This is a genomic window from Trichormus variabilis 0441, assembly GCF_009856605.1.
GTDB classification, from domain to species: Bacteria; Cyanobacteriota; Cyanobacteriia; order Cyanobacteriales; family Nostocaceae; genus Trichormus; species Trichormus variabilis.
Map to the genome: position 1 here is coordinate 4,073,321 of NZ_CP047242.1, position 17,407 is coordinate 4,090,727.

The following is a 17,407-nucleotide window of genomic DNA, read 5'->3' on the forward strand; positions in this document are numbered from 1 at the left end:
TTCCCTATTTATGCGGATATTTGTATGATAACCATTAGGTGTGTTAAAAAGAAGTCTTTATGCTGTTTTTGATGGCTTATAGTACATAACCTTAAATTAGGCACGTTGCTTTCTTTCAGAATACAGGCGATCGCAGTGTAATGCCCAGGCTACACCAAATATACCACTTAGGGAACCAGCGATCGCAGCTGTCACCCCCCATCCCAATGGCCCAGTCCAGTTGGTAATTTCTTTGATAATTGCTGTGCTGGCTTTGCTAACTATATAAGCTGTTCCTATTGCACCAACAGTAACTAAACCTAAGTCTACCAGTATTCCTAACAGTGATTTGCTTGATAAGTCTTCTTCAAAATAAATCTTCCAAATGCTGGTATACATGAGAATATCAGAAGCAGTTAAGATGAATTGCTTGGGTATTTCTCCACCAGGACTTGGTATGGCTGAAGTTGTAGCGCCGCTAATAGAAGAAGTAGTGATAAATAAAACTGTCTCTATTCTCTTTTTATCTAAGTTACCCATTTTTAGTAATACCTATTGATTAAAAATAGAATATGTAGAATTCATACTTAATTTTTGAAATATTGGGACATAATAGCTGATATAAATAAAGTCCGCTTGCGCGGACTACGGACATTGGATAAGGTTAGGTTATTACCAAGATGGCCTACTATTTTCTAGAGGCTGATTTCATTCTTGACGAATAATTGATATAAATCAAGTATCTCTCACTAATTTTTTAGACATAATTATCAGAATAAAAAAGTCCATTCTTTTGGGGGTGGAGTTTTTGGTAATGGGTAATAGGGATGACATTTACCAATTATCCCTTACCTATTAACAAAAAATAGAATTTGATTTTCTATAATTTTTAATTTGAAAATAAAACTGTGGTTCACGAGGATAACCCTGGGATTTTTCACTTTTGGCGTTTTATTTTATCAATATTAAATATTCAGCATAATCATCTTCCTGCTTCCGATAGATTTTTTAAAACTTCAAGTGCATCATCACACCACTCTATCCAAGCTTGCTCATATTTAATTCCTGCTTTTAAGACTAAATTTTTCAATTTTTCATCCTTATTTAGTTCTTTCGGGTAAGGACATTTCCCATTCTGAATCTCTCCATAAGTAAGTAATTTTTCTAAATGGATTCGGCGATGACGTATGACATCTTCTATCAGCAGATTGACTGGTACTAGACCACCGGAAAAAATTTTGACTAACAAATCTTCTCTGACTACATCAGGTTCGCTGGGTTTGTGCATCCACTCAATCAGGTGCTGCTTTCCCTGTTCGGTGATCGAGTACACTTTTTTATCCAGGCGACCTTCACGGGGAATCACCTCGGACACAATTAAACCAGTAGACTCCAATTTACCCAGTTCTCTGTAGATTTGTTGCTGGGAAGCTTGCCAAAAATAACCTACAGACTCGCTGAAAACTTTAGAAAGATCATAACCACTGTGGGGTGCGTCAATTAAACAGGTCAGGATTGCTTGCGATAAACCCATAAAAAACTACTTGACAGATATTTTCTTAAGTGTACACTAGAACTTGTACACAACAAGTTGAATAAAACTTTGTAAATATAAAATGTTGTATACAGTAAATCTGCCAACATCTAGGCAATGACTTATGCAAAACCTCTATCCAGACCGATTTAGGAATCTCAGTTATCCTAATAGAAAGCTCATTTTCGGTATAGTTGCCATAGCGTTAGCAAGCGCAGCTGGTTCGCTGTATTTAGCCTCTGGCTTAGGAAATTCGGGGAAAGAAGTTACCCCATTGGTAATTGATCAGCGTCCTCCAATCAAGGCTATTACTGCTTTAGGGAGGATAGAACCCCAAGGTGAAGTTGTACAGGTGTCAGTTTCCCAGACTGCTGGTAGTAACCGCATAGCAGAATTGTTGGTAAAACAAGGCGATCGCATCAACAAGGGACAAATAATTGCTATCCTAGATAACCGTGATACTCGACTAGCGGCTTTAAATAGAGCCAAACAACAAGTTGCAGTTGCACAATCGCAACTAGCACAGGTAAAAGCTGGAGCCAAACAGGGAGAAATTGCTGCTCAACAAGCCATAATTGCAGAATTAGCAGCAGAACTACGCCAAGAAGTTGCAGCCAGAGTGGCGACGGTGAGACGCTTAGAAGCAGAAGTGAGAAATGCTCAAGTTGAATATCAGCGCTATCAATCGCTGCAAGCAGATGGCGCGGTTTCTGTATCTATGAGAGATAGTAAAAAACTAACTCTAGAAACCACCGAGGAAAGTTTACGGGAAGCCTTAGCCAACCGCAGCCAAACATCAGAAACTGTGCAAGAAAGACTTAGACAAGCAAAAGCCACCTTAAACCGAATTGCAGAGGTGCGTCCTACAGATGTGCAAGCAGCACAAGCAGAAGTAGAAAGTGCCAAAGCCGCAGTTCAAGAAGCCCAAGCTAATTTAGACTTGACTTATGTAAAGTCGCCTAAAGCTGGTCAAATCCTGAAAACTCATACCTTAGCTGGGGAAGTAGTCAGTGACAAAGGTATTGTGGAAATCGGACAGACTAATCAAATGTATGTAGTTGCAGAAGTGTATGAAGTTGATATCAACCGCGTCAAAGTTGGACAACGCGCAACTGTAACTCAACTCAACCTACCCGGAGAATTGACAGGAACCGTCGAGGATATTGGCTTACTAATTGCCAAAAAAGACGTACTCAACACCGATCCAGCCGCCGATATCGATGCACGAGTAGTAGAAGTCAAAATCCGCCTCAACCCCGAATCTAGCCAGCGAGTCACAGGTTTAACTAACTCCAAAGTCAAAGTAGCGATCGCCTTAAATTGAAAACCAACAACTAACTATGAAAAGAAAAATTCCTTTAGCATGGTTGCAATTATCGCGGGAAAAGGCACGGATGTTAGTAGCGATCGCCGGTATTGCTTTTGCAGATGTGCTGATGTTTTTACAACTTGGTATCCGCGAGGCTTTGTTTGATGGTGCTGTGCAACTACACAACAGCTTGGAAGGTGAGATTGTGCTGGTGAGTAGTCGTTACAAATCCTTATTTTCACAGCAGCGTTTTTCCCAACGCAGACTTTATCAAGCAATGGGTTTTACTGGCGTGCAATCAGTCAGTCCCATCTATGTCGATCCTCTTCCTTGGAAAAACCCTGACAATCAAGAAACTTGTAATATTTATGTTATTGCTTTTAATCCTGAAGAAAAAGTACTTAATTTAGCTGGTGTACAAGAGAATTTAACTAAATTAAGAGAACCTGATACTGTGCTGTTTGATTTAGGTTCTCGCAAAGAATTTGGTCAAATTGTTCCCAAATTTCAAACTCGTGGCACTTTCACCACAGAAATTAATAATCGTCAAATTAAAACTGTTGGCTTATTTAAATTAGGAACTTCCTTTGGCATTAATGGCAACCTCATCACTAGCGATGTGAATTTTTTTCGCCTCTTTAATCAAAGACGGCAACCAGGACTAATTGACTTAGGTTTGATTAAGTTAGAACCAGGAGCAAATATAAATTGGGTATTAGCTAACTTAAAAGCTAATCTTCCTGATGATATAAATATTTTAACAAAACAAGAGTTTGCCAACCAAGAAAGAAGCTATTGGAACAGTAGCACACCCGTAGGTTTTACATTTACGTTAGGTGCAATAATTGGCTTCATGGTAGGTGCAGTTATTGTTTATCAAATTCTCTATAGTGATGTTTCTGATCACCTACCAGAATACGCAACATTAAAAGCTATAGGCTTCAAAAATCGCTACTTACTCATAATTGTTTTTCAAGAAGCTTTGATTTTAGCCGCTATTGGCTTTATTCCTGGCATTGCCATTTCCCAAGGTTTGTATATGATTACGCGCCAAGCAACACTCCTCCCCATCATGATGACACTAGATCGGGCAGTATTTATATTTATGATCACAACTTTGATGTGTTCAATTTCTGCCTCACTAGCCATCAGAAAATTACAAGCTGCTGATCCGGCTGATATTTTCTAAACACCAATATAGTTAATTATGAATTATTATGTTACCTGCCATTGCTATTTCTCATCTCAATCATTATTATGGTGAAGGTTCACTCAAAAAGCAGATACTTTTTGATATCAATTTAACAATTCAACCAGGGGAAATTGTCATCATGACTGGCCCCTCTGGTTCAGGGAAAACTACTCTACTCACACTCATTGGTAGTTTGCGTTCTGTACAATCAGGAAGCCTGGAAATATTAGGTAAAGAGCTATCTGGTGCTACTAAAAATGAAATGGTAGAAGTGCGGCGTAACATTGGTTATATATTTCAAGCCCATAACCTTCTGGGATTTCTCACAGCCCAACAGAATGTACAAATGCCATTTGAAATGAACCAGAGTATTTCCTTTCGTGCAGCAACCACAAAAGCAGCAGAAATGCTAACAACTGTAGGTTTAGGAGAAAAACTCAATTATTATCCAGATGATCTCTCAGGTGGGCAAAAACAAAGAGTAGCGATCGCGCGTGCTTTAGTACATCACCCTAAACTAGTATTAGCCGATGAACCCACAGCCGCTTTAGATAGTAAATCCGGGCGAGATGTCGTCAATTTAATGCAGAAATTAGCTAAAGAACAGGGTTGCACAATCTTGCTAGTCACTCATGATAATCGCATTTTAGATATTGCCGATCGCATTATTCACATGGAGGACGGTTATTTGCATCAAAATTAAAAGTCAAAAAACTATGCAACTGAATATGTAATTTAAATGCGCCATAGCTTATTGGAATAATTACCAATTACCCATCACTTAACATCGTCTTAAACCCTGCTTGATGATTTATTGATAAATTTCTCTTGCTTAGTTAGACAAACTTAAGTAGCTTGCCAATATCTCAACATCTTAGTAGGGGTAAATATGGAATTAATAAATCGCAACTTCCTTGCAACCCATTGCAAACGCAGGAATTTTTTACTGGGTGCAGGACTAATCACAGGGTTAGTAGTAGCCAGTCAATGGCATCCTGTGATGGCGCAAACAAGATTTTCTGGCTATCCATTTAGTCTAGGTGTTGCCTCTGGAGATTCCTTACCTGATAGCGTGGTGTTATGGACAAGACTAGCACCAGATCCAGTCAACGGCGGTGGTATGTCACCAGTGAATGTTCCTGTGCAGTGGCAAATCGCACGGGATGAAAATATGACACAGGTTGTACAAAAAGGAACAGTCTTAGCAACACCCGAACTAGCTCACTCAGTACACGTTGATGTCCGTGGGCTAGAGCCTGATCGTTGGTACTGGTATCAATTCAAAGTAGGTAATGAAGTCAGCCCCAAAGGACGTACACGTACAGCCGCATCACCTCATAGCTCTATTCAAAAATTTAATTTCGCCTTTGCTTCTTGCCAAGATTGGCAGAATGGCTTTTACACAGCCTACAAACACATGGCTGAAGAAGACCTTGACTTAGTTGTGCATCTAGGTGACTACATCTATGAGTATGGGCCTCGCTCTGGTGCGCCACGTCAGCATATCGGCCCAGAAATCGTTACTCTTAGCGATTACCGAAACCGCTATGCTTTGTATAGAACTGACGTAAATTTACAAGCAGCTCATGCTAACTTCCCTTGGATTTTTACTTGGGATGACCATGAAGTAGATAACAACTATGCCAACTTCATTCCCGAAGATAACCAGAGTCGGCAAGCATTTGAGCGCCGACGAGCCAATGCTTACCAAGCTTACTATGAGCATATGCCATTGCGCCTATCCTCCTTGCCCAAGCAATCTAGTATGCTGCTATATCGACGGTTAACTTTTGGGGATTTAGCTGAGTTCAATGTCTTAGATACTCGCCAATACCGGACTGACCAACCTTGTAATGATGGACTCAAGCCACTGTGTAACGCAGCTTTAGACGCAGCCGCCACCATGACAGGTGCAAGACAAGAAGGTTGGTTACTCAGAGGACTAGACAAATCAAAAGCACGCTGGAATATAATTGCTCAACAAACAATGCTTGGTCAATTTGATTTTGATGCTCGTCCCGATTCCCAAGTCTTCAACGTTGACCAATGGGATGGTTATGTCGCGGCTCGTAATCGCCTCTTGAGTTTTTTCGCACAGCGTAGACCCTCAAACCCAGTAGTAATTACTGGAGATATCCATTCCAGTTGGGTACATGATTTAAAAGCTGACTTTAATAATCCACTGTCAGCAACCGTAGGGACTGAGTTTGTGGGTACTTCCATTACTTCTAGCTTTCCTACAAATTCCATTGCACCAGTTAGAGCAGCTTTGAGCAACAACCCCCATACAAAATTCTTCGATGGTGCTTATCGCGGTTATGTTCGTTGCCAACTAACTAGAGAACGTTGGCAAACTGATTACCGTGTGGTGTCCAGCATCCTTGAAGAGAATGCTTCTATTAGCACCCTCGCTTCCTTTGTGGTAGAAAACGGGCAGCCAGGTGCAAAAACAGCGTGATATGTAGGATTTTAGGAGAGGATTTAGCAATTGCTTTTTTCCTCTCTTTTTCTTTTAGCTAGAATATCTATCTCTTACGTTACTGGTTAGTGATGTGATATAAATGCGATCGCTTCTCAAACTTTAACCTACGCGGTTTTAATCAATATAATTGACATCAAAAATTGTTTAAAAATGCCATCATAGTTAAAGTAAAAGCATTCTGGAGACAAAACCACGGTTTACGCACGTCCTTTAGCACGGTTAATTGAGCAATTGCAACGCCTCCCTGGAGTTGGTCCCAAAACAGCCCAGCGCCTAGCCTTGCATATTTTGAAGCGACCAGAATCTGAAGTAGAAGCTTTAGCACAAGCTCTAGTTGAGGCGAAAAAGCAGATAGGCTTGTGTTCTGTCTGTTTTCACTTATCTTCTGAACCAGTTTGTGAAATCTGCCGCAATCCTAACCGTGAAAATAATACTATCTGCGTAGTAGCAGATTCCCGCGATGTGATTGCCCTAGAGAAAACCCGCGAATTCAAAGGTAAGTATCATGTCCTGGGTGGGGTGATTTCGCCGATGGATGGAATTGGCCCAGAACAGTTGACCATAACTCCTTTGTTGCGGAGGGTCAGTCAACAGCAACCAAAAGAAGTGATTTTAGCAATTAGTCCCAGCGTCGAAGGGGAAACCACAACATTGTATGTTGGTCAACTATTGAAACCATTTACTAAAGTGACAAGAATTGCCTTTGGTTTGCCCGTAGGGGGAGATTTAGAATACGCTGATGAGATTACACTGGCAAGAGCTTTAGAAGGACGCAGAGAATTAGATTAACTATGAACTAGATTAACTATAGATAAAACAAAAAGGCGCTCTCTAATAACGAGAGCGCCTTTTCGTAAAAATAGAACCTGGCACCGAGCGATTGTGGCATAGGGCAACCCCTAGACTATCGTAGCCGTAGCAGCGTTTCACAACTGAGTTCGGGATGGAATCAGAGTGGTTCCACTGCACCATAGGCACCAGGAAAAGTTGTTGGGTCAGAAAACCCTGAAGACTGCAAAAAACGCGATATACCAAAGATTGTGAGGTCAAGCCCTCGGTCTGTTAGTACTCCTCAGCTTCATACATTACTGCACTTCCACTTAGAGCCTATAAACGGGTGTTCTGCCCGTGACCTTACCTACTTGGTGTAGTGAGAGCACTCATCTTGAGGTGGGCTTCCCACTTAGATGCTTTCAGCGGTTATCCGCTCCGCACTTGGCTACCCAGCGTCTACTGCGGGTACAATAACTGGTACACCAGCGGTGCGTCCTTCCCGGTCCTCTCGTACTAAGGAAGGCTCCTCTCAATGCTCTTACGCCTGCACCGGATATGGACCGAACTGTCTCACGACGTTCTGAACCCAGCTCACGTACCGCTTTAATGGGCGAACAGCCCAACCCTTGGGACGTACTTCCGCCCCAGGTTGCGATGAGCCGACATCGAGGTGCCAAACCTCCCCGTCGATGTGGACTCTTGGGGGAGATCAGCCTGTTATCCCTAGAGTAACTTTTATCCGTTGAGCGACGGCCATTCCATTCTGCGCCGTCGGATCACTAAGGCCTACTTTCGTACCTGCTCGACTTGTCGGTCTTGCAGTCAAGCTCCCTTTATGCCTTTACACTCGCCGCACGGTTTCCAAGCGTGCTGAGGGAACCTTTGCGCGCCTCCGTTACCTTTTAGGAGGCGACCGCCCCAGTCAAACTGCCCACCTGAAACTGTCCTTTTTCCGGATCACGGAAATAAGTTAGAATCCTAGCTTCGCCAGAGTGGTATCTCACCGTTAGCTCCATATTCCCCACAAGGAATACTTCATCGCTTCCCACCTATCCTGCGCAAGCGAAGCCCGGACACAATTCCAGGCTACAGTAAAGCTTCATAGGGTCTTTCTGTCCAGGTGCAGGCAGTCCGTATCTTCACAGACATTCCTATTTCGCCGAGTCTCTCTCTGAGACACCATCCAGATCGTTACGCCTTTCGTGCGGGTCGGAACTTACCCGACAAGGAATTTCGCTACCTTAGGACCGTTATAGTTACGGCCGCCGTTCACCGGGGCTTCGGTCGTCAGCTTCAAACTTTCGCCCTGACCAACTTCCTTAACCTTCCGGCACTGGGCAGGCGTCAGCCCCCATACTTCCTCTTACGAGTTTGCGGAGACCTGTGTTTTTGGTAAACAGTCGCCTGGATCTCTTCACTGCGACCCACCTCATCGGTGGGCACCCCTTCTTCCGAAGTTACGGGGCCATTTTGCCGAGTTCCTTAGAGAGAGTTATCTCGCGCCCCTTGGTATTCTCAACCTCCCTACCTGTGTCGGTTTCGGGTACGGGTACGATATGTTCATCACATTACTAGCTTTTCTTGACACTATCCTTCACTACTCGGAGTTCGTAAACTCCTCCCAAACCAATCAGGGCGTAGCTATCTTTCATGCGTCCCTAGCAATGCTCCCATACCATAGTCAGGGATTGTTGACCCTGTGTCCATCGACTACGCCTTTCGGCCTCGCCTTAGGTCCCGACTAACCCAGAGTGGACGAACCTGGCTCTGGAACCCTTAGGGTTTCGGGGCATTGGATTCTCACCAATGTTTGCGCTACTCAAGCCGACATTCTCACTTCCGTCTCGTCCACAGCTGCTTGCCGCTACTGCTTCTTCCTACTACGGAACGCTCCCCTACCGATTAATGTTTAGTTAATCCCACAGCTTCGGTACATCGCTTAGCCCCGTTCATTTTCGGCGCAAGATCGCTTGACTAGTGAGCTATTACGCACTCTTTCAAGGGTGGCTGCTTCTAGGCAAACCTCCTAGTTGTCTAGGCAATCTCACCTCCTTTATCACTTAGCGATGATTTGGGGACCTTAGCTGGTGGTCTGGGCTGTTTCCCTCTTGACGATGAAGCTTATCCCCCACCGTCTCACTGGCAATGTGTCCATCGGGTATTCTGAGTTTGTCTCGATTTGGTACCGGTCTCCCAGCCCGCACCGAAACAGTGCTTTACCCCCCGACTATAATCATTACCGCTGCGCCTCAACACATTTCGGGGAGAACCAGCTAGCTCCTGGTTCGATTGGCATTTCACCCCTAACCACAACTCATCCGCCGATTTTTCAACATCGGTCGGTTCGGACCTCCACTTGGTGTTACCCAAGCTTCATCCTGGCCATGGTTAGATCACCAGGGTTCGGGTCTATAAACACTGATTATCGCCCTTTTCAGACTCGGTTTCCCTTTGGCTCCGACATTCTCGTCTTAACCTACCAGTGCCTATAAGTCGCCGGCTCATTCTTCAACAGGCACGCGGTCATCCGTTTAATCGGACTCCCACTGCTTGTAAGCTAATGGTTTCATGTTCTATTTCACTCCCCTTGCGGGGTTCTTTTCACCTTTCCCTCGCGGTACTGGTTCACTATCGGTCACACAGTAGTATTTAGCCTTACGAGATGGTCCTCGCTGATTCACATGGGATTCCTCGTGCCCCATGCTACTCGGGATTCAGCTACTATCCTTCAATTTTCGACTACAAGACTTTCACTTTCTCTGGTGCAGTATTTAGCTGCTTCGTCTAATCTCTAGATTCGATATCGCTGTCCCACTACCCCAGTCAGTAAACCAACTGGTTTAGGCTCTTCCCCTTTCGCTCACCACTACTCAGGGAATCTCTTTTGATTTCTCTTCCTCCAGCTACTAAGATGTTTCAGTTCGCTGGGTTGGCTCTTTCCTGTCTATATATTCAACAGGTAGTATTTAGGGTTGCCCCATTCGGACATCTCCGGCTCATAGTTTGCTTCCAACTCCCCGGAGTATTTCGTCGGTAACCACGTCCTTCTTCGCCTCTGTGTGCCTAGGTATCCACCATTAGCCCTTATTAGCTTGACCACTTTCTCTTTGGTTTTATCCTGCATTCACAGTTTGTCTGTGTCTGCCTGCTAATCTAATCGCGTTTTTATGCAGTTTTCAAGGTTCTGGCTAGGTTTTCACCCAGCAGTCTAACTTCCGTTAGTTGCTGGATTGTTTCTATCTAGATAAACTATACACGTAAGTAAACTAAAAACCGGAACAAGTAATACTTTGAAAGCTTTTACCAATCTCGACCGACCTAGAGTAGACCATCTGTTCATCTATTTGCTCTGTGCTTTCGATTCTCAGTTGGGTAGGTCTCCCTAAAAGGAGGTGATCCAGCCACACCTTCCGGTACGGCTACCTTGTTACGACTTCACCCCAGTCACCAGCACTGCCTTAGGCATCCTCCCCCACGAATGGTTGGAGTAATGACTTCGGGCGTTGCCAGCTTCCATGGTGTGACGGGCGGTGTGTACAAGGCCCGGGAACGAATTCACTGCAGTATGCTGACCTGCAATTACTAGCGATTCCTCCTTCACGCAGGCGAGTTGCAGCCTGCGATCTGAACTGAGCTACGGTTTACGGGATTTGCTTGCTATCGCTAGCTTGCTGCCCTCTGTCCGTAGCATTGTAGTACGTGTGTAGCCCAAGACGTAAGGGGCATGCTGACTTGACGTCATCCCCACCTTCCTCCGGTTTGTCACCGGCAGTCTCTCTAGAGTGCCCAACTTAATGCTGGCAACTAAAAACGAGGGTTGCGCTCGTTGCGGGACTTAACCCAACATCTCACGACACGAGCTGACGACAGCCATGCACCACCTGTGTTCGCGCTCCCTAAGGCACTCTTCCCTTTCAAGAAGATTCGCGACATGTCAAGTCTTGGTAAGGTTCTTCGCGTTGCATCGAATTAAACCACATACTCCACCGCTTGTGCGGGCCCCCGTCAATTCCTTTGAGTTTCACACTTGCGTGCGTACTCCCCAGGCGGGATACTTAACGCGTTGGCTCCGGCACGGCTCGGGTCGATACAAGCCACGCCTAGTATCCATCGTTTACGGCTAGGACTACTGGGGTATCTAATCCCATTCGCTCCCCTAGCTTTCGTCCCTCAGTGTCAGTTACGGCCTAGCAGAGCGCTTTCGCCACCGGTGTTCTTCCTGATCTCTACGCATTTCACCGCTACACCAGGAATTCCCTCTGCCCCGAACGTACTCTAGCTCTGTAGTTTCCACTGCCTTTACAAGGTTGAGCCTTGCTCTTTAACAGCAGACTTACAGTGCCACCTGCGGACGCTTTACGCCCAATCATTCCGGATAACGCTTGCATCCTCCGTATTACCGCGGCTGCTGGCACGGAGTTAGCCGATGCTTATTCCTCAGGTACCTTCACTTTCTTATTCCCTGAGAAAAGAGGTTTACAACCCAAGAGCCTTCCTCCCTCACGCGGTATTGCTCCGTCAGGCTTTCGCCCATTGCGGAAAATTCCCCACTGCTGCCTCCCGTAGGAGTCTGGGCCGTGTCTCAGTCCCAGTGTGGCTGATCATCCTCTCAGACCAGCTACTGATCGTCGCCTTGGTGCGCTCTTACCACACCAACTAGCTAATCAGACGCGAGCTCATCTCTAGGCAATAAATCTTTCACCTTTCGGCACATCCGGTATTAGCCACCGTTTCCAGTGGTTGTCCCCGACCTAGAGCTAGATTCTCACGCGTTACTCACCCGTCCGCCACTAAATCCGAAGATTCCGTTCGACTTGCATGTGTTAAGCATACCGCCAGCGTTCATCCTGAGCCAGGATCAAACTCTCCGTTTTGTTGTGTTTCGAGTTTGTTACCTGAAAAATCTCTTTTTCAGATTCCTTGCTATAATTTCTTAAGTTTTTGGGAAATCCCAAAACCAATTCATTTGACGAGGATTGGTTATTTCTAAGCTTTCAAAGTATTCTTTTTTCTCGGTTCGGTTGTCTCGGCTCTCTCGCCTCAACACTTAAACTAGAATAGCGAGTATTTTTATGTTCGTCAAGGGGGGAATTCAATTTTTTTTCTAAATTGCCAACGTTGTTAAAGCATAGAAAGGCTACAAAGCTTAATAGGTAAGGCTTGTAGCACTTAAAGTTTTCTAATTTTTTATTTTATCTATGAATTAGCTGGTCTTGCAGTCTGGCTACCATTTCGGCACGGGCTGACACTCCAAGTTTGCGGAACATTCTTTTAAGGGCTTGTTTCACGGAGTTTTGAGTAATCCATAGCTTTTCGGCGATTTCTGCGTTGGTTAGTCCTTGTGCTACTAATTCGGCAATTTGTAGTTCGCGGGGTGTTAAAGGATTGGTTGTGGAGGATTTAAATATGTTGGGGTTTGTTCTTAGGGTAGCGAGCTTAGCTGATAAATGAATGCAAAGGGCGCTGAGGTCGGCTAAGTCATTGGCGGTAAAGGCTGGTTTTCCTTTGTCGCGGGCGAAGTTGAGTGTGCCGATGAGACGACCGTCACAAATTATCGGCCCGGTCATGACGTGTCCGTGGTCGTGGCGTGGGCAGAAGTCTTTCCAGTCTTCTGGGGTGAGGATCAGTTGTTCATGGGCGGGGGCGTGGCGTTCGACTACATAACGACCTACGGGGTTACTTTCCAGGCAGACGGCGGGGATGCTCTGTGTTTCGGTATCAGGTTTTGATTCACTATCTATTAAATAGATGCCCCAATGTTGCACACCAAAATATTCGCCAATTTTATCCATGAGCGTTGGTTGTAATTCTTGCTCATTACGGATGTTGGCGATCGCATGAAATACATCATGTAGAGAAGTAGGCATAAGTGTACCCGTTTGGGGTCTATGCGGGACTCAACAATTACTTCTATGCTAATACCAGCAAAACTAAAAAGCGACTATAACTAATCGCGCTAGGAGAAGCACATGACAGTTACACAACTCTCTGCTCAGGAACTTTTCCGGGCTGCTTATGACAACCGTTACACCTGGGATAAGGATTTTCCTGGGTATTCAGCAGATATTACTTTTAAGGATGACGATAAAGTTATTACTGGCCAAGTTATCGTTAATGCCGAACTCAAGGCAGAAGTTTTGGGTGTAGATGACGAATCGGCTAAGAAAGCTATTCACGGTCAAGCTTGGGAAATTGCGATTCACCGTGTCCGCCGTACCTTTGAAGAAACTCACGGTGCAAACACTTTCCGTTATGGTGCGACTGACGAGAATGGGGAAGTGGAAATTTTGATGGGCGGTAAGGCTGAAGGCGATCGCTATAAAGTCCAAAATAATGTTGTTACTCTCGTTCACCGTCATATTCATGGTGTAGTTGTGACTATTAATACCTTTGGTGTTCACGACACTGGAGAAGGTTATTTATCTCACACTTATGACTCTGTGTATCATGAACCCAAAACTGGGGAACAAAGAGGCGGAGTCAGCAATTTTGTAGATGAGTACGAAAAAGTGGGAAATTATTTCATTCTTAATCGTCGTGAGATTCGTACGGAAACAGCAGGTAAAATTGCTATTCAAGAGTTCGCTTTCTCTAACATTAAATTGCTGACACCTGTTGCTTAAGCTGAGTGCTTGAGATATTAACGAGTGCAATCATAATAAATAAAGGGGATACCTAATTAAGGTGTTCCCTTTATTTAATGTGATATACATTCGGAATAAGCCCTCTCCAAACCTCTTCTTGCGTCGGGGAAAAGTTTAAACTACGCACTTTGAGAAGTGTTGCGTGATATTGTTTCTGAACTAGCTTTTATGCGGCTGAGAGTGCTGCGGCGAATGCGATCGCTTTTACGGACACCACCAGCCATTTCATATTCTCGACTGTTATTACCATATCTAAAGGCGACTCCAATCAACATCTTTTCACAGAGGTCGCCTAAAGTTTTTTCTAACTCTTTAATCTCAGTTTTGGATGAATTAATTACGGCTATTGCAGTATTATAAGCATCTATTTTACCACGCAATTGCTCTATGATTTGAGTCATGTTTTGTAAGTTGCGATCTTCCCCAAAATCCATGTTAGGGTCAACTGCTTTAAGACCAGAGGATCTTAATTCAGCTTTTTCGAGAATTGGGGATGTACCTTTTTTACGAGACATGAAATGCGCTCCTATTTGCTGGCTACTAGTCTAGCTTGACTTACAAAAACTAAGTTTAGGTTCAGTAAAATTTACAAATATTTGTGATTTATTTAACAAGTTTATTGATTTGGTTTCGTATTAATACTTAAAAAGTTCGTGTTGGTCACGAAATCAATTGTGTTGGTCACGAAATTAATTGCGTTAGTCACGAAATTAATTGCGTTGGTCACGAAATTAATTGCGTTGGTCACGAAATCAATTGTGTTGGTCACGAAATCAATTGTGTTGGTCACAAAATTAATTGTGTTGGTCACGAAATTAATTGCGTTGGTCACGAAAATGATTTTTTAAGCGCAGAGGAGTATGGAGGAAAGCGTGGAGGTACGCAGAGGTTTAGTCTATTTTTTTAGCGATGTACAATCATATCGAGATCTGCGTCTCATATAGCTGTAGCTAAATATATTGGGACATCAAGTGTAAGATAAAACCCTGGCAATAAAATTAGGGTGGGTATTGCTTACAGAGATAATGATGCTACTAAGAAATTATTCTTACTAACGGTATAAAGGATGAGAGGGGAACTCAAACACAAGCGTGATGTAGACGTTTTGTGTCTCAATTAACTTTGTTTGCATACATCTTGATGAAAAGGAAGATTGCAAACAATGCTTGAACAGCAACTCTCTGTAGAAAATACAGCCAGATTTGAGCAATTATGGAGTATTACCAAAGAACTCCGCCAAAAACTAGACGCACGTTTTGAGCTACGGCTAAACGAGTCTACCAAAGATTTACAAAATTATTCTGCTCAAGTAGGAGCCGCACACGGTTCGCTGAATACTTTTTCTGGTGCAGAAATTGATTGGCTGGTGCATTCCTGGATGCGAGAACCAATTTCAGGTTTTTGCAATATGCACTTAACAGTTTGGTTAGGTTCACAGATTCGCGTTCCTCATTTGGCTTTTGCTTTTGCTACTGTGCCAAACTTATTCTTTTACATGGATTATGTCAGTCGCAGTGATTTGTTGACTGATTTAGATTATTTAGACCGTTATTATGAACCTGCAAACGAAAGATATTTAACATTTCTCAAAGATGACCGCTTTCAGCAATATCACAGCAAAACTCTTTATATTCGTCAGGTACAATCACAGACAAGCCTTTGTTACACTAGTCAAATTACAGATGAAACAATTGCTACCCTGCGTTCAACAGCTCATGAGATGATAGATCGTTGGTTGGGTTGGGTAGATGAAGCGGAACCTGTACCAGAGTCAGAACGTGCTGCATTGGCGCAACGTGATTTAATTGTCCGCCGAGCGATCGCTGAACGTGACCCGGATAATAAAATTGCTGTGAAGCTATTTGGCGAATACATGACAGATAAATTAGTGCGATCGCTTTGGGGTGACAACTGACCTTTACGGGTGACGCTGCTAACGTCGCTACCGCTACGCTAACAGCAGTTGCTACAAATCGGGCAACCCGACGACAGTCGCTTCAAGTCGGCAAAGCCGCCCACAGCGCTGTCTCCCCAACGCACTGCTTTACAACTGACAACTAACAAATGACAAAAACAATCGAAGTTCGTAATCCACGGACGGGAAAATTTGATTATGTGATTATACCGCCACCACCAAGGTTGCTAGCACAGCAATGTAACCGGGCGCGACGGGCGCAATCTCGTTGGCAAGAATTGGGTGTGGAAGGAAGAATCACAACTTTACAGCAATGGAAGCAAGCTATACTTTCTCGGCGTGAACAGCTAACGGAAGCTTTGGTAAATGATACGGGCAGATTATCTATAACTGTATTAGAAATCGATTCTTTCCTTGCCAGTATTGATCGTTGGTGTGGTTTAGCGCCAGAACTACTACAAACATCTGCGAAAAATACTAGCATTCCGTTTATTGCGTTACAACAATCGTTGGTTCCTTACCCCCTTGTCGGTGTAATTAGTCCGTGGAATTTTCCTTTGACGCTGTCAATGATTGATACGATTCCGGCATTGCTGGCGGGTTGTGCGGTAGTTGTTAAACCTAGTGAAATAGCCCCCCGGTTTGTTGCACCACTGTTAATGGCATTAAATACAGTTCCTGAGTTGCGAGATGTCTTAATTTTTGTAGAGGGAGGCGGGGAAACTGGAGCAAATTTGATTAACTATGTTGATTTTGTATGTTTTACGGGCAGTGTAGCTACAGGAAGAGAAGTAGCAGAAACCGCAGCTAGACGTTTTATTCCAGCTTACCTGGAACTGGGGGGCAAAGATCCGGCGATCGTTTTAGAGTCAGCCAATTTAGAGTTAGCTACCTCAGCTATTTTGTGGGGCGCGGTTGTGAATACAGGACAATCTTGTTTATCTATTGAAAGAATTTACGTAGCTGAATCTAAATTTGAAGAGTTTTATCATCAACTAATAGCTAAAGCCCATCGTCTACAACTAGCTTACCCTTTAGTTGAAGATGGAGCGATCGGCCCCATCATCGCTGAAAAACAAGCCGGAATTATTAACGATCATATTTTAGATGCAGTTGAGAAAGGGGCAGTAATTCACTGCGGTGGTAAAGTCGAAGAATTAGGCGGTGGTTGGTGGTGTCGTCCTACAGTCATGACTAATGTCAATCACTCTATGAAGGTGATGACTGAAGAAACTTTCGGCCCAATTATGCCAGTTATGCCTTTTCCCGACGTGGAAGAAGCAGTATATTTAGCCAACGACACAATTTATGGACTAAGTGCGGCGGTGTTTGCTGGTTCAGAAGATGAAGCTTTAAAAGTTGCTCGACAATTAAATGCAGGTGCTATCAGTATTAATGATGCTGCTCTCACTGCTATGATGCACGAAGGAGAAAAAAACGCTTTTAACTTTTCTGGCCTTGGTGGCTCGCGTGTAGGTGCAGCCGGGTTAAAGCGGTTCTTGAGGAAACAAGCATTTTTGATTAAAACCAACTCTACTAGTGATCCTTGGTGGTTTGATAAGGGAGATTGAATATAGG

At 44.0% G+C, this 17,407-nt stretch carries 12 protein-coding genes and 3 rRNA genes; 8 read left to right on the forward strand and 7 right to left on the reverse strand.

Annotation, left to right across the window (positions count from 1 at the left end):
* Positions 1-96: 96 nt before the first annotated feature.
* The gene (locus GSQ19_RS16535) at positions 97-519 is read right to left on the reverse strand and encodes a hypothetical protein (RefSeq protein ID WP_011319032.1); all 423 of its coding nucleotides are present in this window, start codon (positions 517-519) and stop codon (positions 97-99) included.
* Positions 520-961: 442 nt separating this feature from the next.
* Positions 962-1,513 (reverse strand): PadR family transcriptional regulator, encoded by a 552-nt coding sequence (locus GSQ19_RS16540; RefSeq protein ID WP_011319033.1) that lies wholly within the window; start codon positions 1,511-1,513, stop codon positions 962-964.
* Positions 1,514-1,637: 124 nt separating this feature from the next.
* Here GSQ19_RS16540 and GSQ19_RS16545 point away from each other — a divergent pair, with 124 nt between their 5' ends.
* The 5 genes from GSQ19_RS16545 to recR all read left to right on the forward strand — a co-directional run bounded on the left by GSQ19_RS16545 (position 1,638) and on the right by recR (position 7,285).
* Positions 1,638-2,837 carry an ABC exporter membrane fusion protein gene (locus tag GSQ19_RS16545; RefSeq protein ID WP_011319034.1) on the forward strand — a complete coding sequence of 400 codons (1,200 nt, stop codon included), beginning with the start codon at positions 1,638-1,640 and terminating at the stop codon, positions 2,835-2,837.
* 16 nt (positions 2,838-2,853) lie between these two features.
* Positions 2,854-4,011, forward strand: coding sequence for an ABC transporter permease DevC (gene devC / locus GSQ19_RS16550; RefSeq protein ID WP_011319035.1), 1,158 nt, complete (start codon positions 2,854-2,856; stop codon positions 4,009-4,011).
* A 28-nt stretch (positions 4,012-4,039) separates the two neighbouring features.
* On the forward strand, positions 4,040-4,717 hold the full coding sequence (locus GSQ19_RS16555) for a DevA family ABC transporter ATP-binding protein (protein ID WP_011319036.1): 678 nt from the start codon (positions 4,040-4,042) through the stop codon (positions 4,715-4,717).
* A gap of 186 nt (positions 4,718-4,903) precedes the next feature.
* Complete coding sequence (locus tag GSQ19_RS16560) at positions 4,904-6,472, forward strand: alkaline phosphatase D family protein (protein ID WP_011319037.1); 1,569 nt, start codon at positions 4,904-4,906, stop codon at positions 6,470-6,472.
* Between the two features lie 255 nt (positions 6,473-6,727).
* Positions 6,728-7,285 (forward strand): recombination mediator RecR, encoded by a 558-nt coding sequence (gene recR / locus GSQ19_RS16565; RefSeq protein WP_011319038.1) that lies wholly within the window; start codon positions 6,728-6,730, stop codon positions 7,283-7,285.
* A 75-nt stretch (positions 7,286-7,360) separates the two neighbouring features.
* Here the strand turns inward: recR and rrf are convergent.
* From rrf to GSQ19_RS16585, 4 genes are all read right to left on the reverse strand, one after another.
* Positions 7,361-7,478: ribosomal RNA gene (gene rrf, locus GSQ19_RS16570) — 5S ribosomal RNA — on the reverse strand.
* A gap of 60 nt (positions 7,479-7,538) precedes the next feature.
* Positions 7,539-10,368 (reverse strand): 23S ribosomal RNA (locus GSQ19_RS16575).
* Positions 10,369-10,655: 287 nt separating this feature from the next.
* Positions 10,656-12,144, reverse strand: a 16S ribosomal RNA gene (locus GSQ19_RS16580).
* Together the 16S, 23S and 5S rRNA genes form the textbook arrangement of a ribosomal RNA operon.
* A gap of 318 nt (positions 12,145-12,462) precedes the next feature.
* On the reverse strand, positions 12,463-13,137 hold the full coding sequence (locus tag GSQ19_RS16585; protein WP_011319039.1) for a LuxR C-terminal-related transcriptional regulator: 675 nt from the start codon (positions 13,135-13,137) through the stop codon (positions 12,463-12,465).
* 102 nt (positions 13,138-13,239) lie between these two features.
* Between GSQ19_RS16585 and GSQ19_RS16590 the strand changes: the two genes are divergently transcribed.
* The gene (locus GSQ19_RS16590; protein WP_011319040.1) at positions 13,240-13,893 is read left to right on the forward strand and encodes a DUF3386 domain-containing protein; all 654 of its coding nucleotides are present in this window, start codon (positions 13,240-13,242) and stop codon (positions 13,891-13,893) included.
* 140 nt (positions 13,894-14,033) lie between these two features.
* Here the strand turns inward: GSQ19_RS16590 and GSQ19_RS16595 are convergent, their stop codons facing one another.
* Entirely contained in the window at positions 14,034-14,429 is a 396-nt protein-coding gene (locus GSQ19_RS16595; protein WP_011319041.1) for a hypothetical protein, read from the reverse strand.
* Between the two features lie 647 nt (positions 14,430-15,076).
* On the opposite strand from GSQ19_RS16595, the gene GSQ19_RS16600 reads away from it, so the two are divergent.
* Both GSQ19_RS16600 and GSQ19_RS16605 read left to right on the forward strand, forming a co-directional pair.
* Positions 15,077-15,829 carry a red chlorophyll catabolite reductase gene (locus tag GSQ19_RS16600; RefSeq protein WP_011319042.1) on the forward strand — a complete coding sequence of 251 codons (753 nt, stop codon included), beginning with the start codon at positions 15,077-15,079 and terminating at the stop codon, positions 15,827-15,829.
* Positions 15,830-15,978: 149 nt separating this feature from the next.
* Positions 15,979-17,400, forward strand: a complete 1,422-nt coding sequence (locus GSQ19_RS16605; protein WP_011319043.1) for an aldehyde dehydrogenase family protein — start codon at positions 15,979-15,981, stop codon at positions 17,398-17,400.
* Positions 17,401-17,407 lie beyond the last annotated feature (7 nt).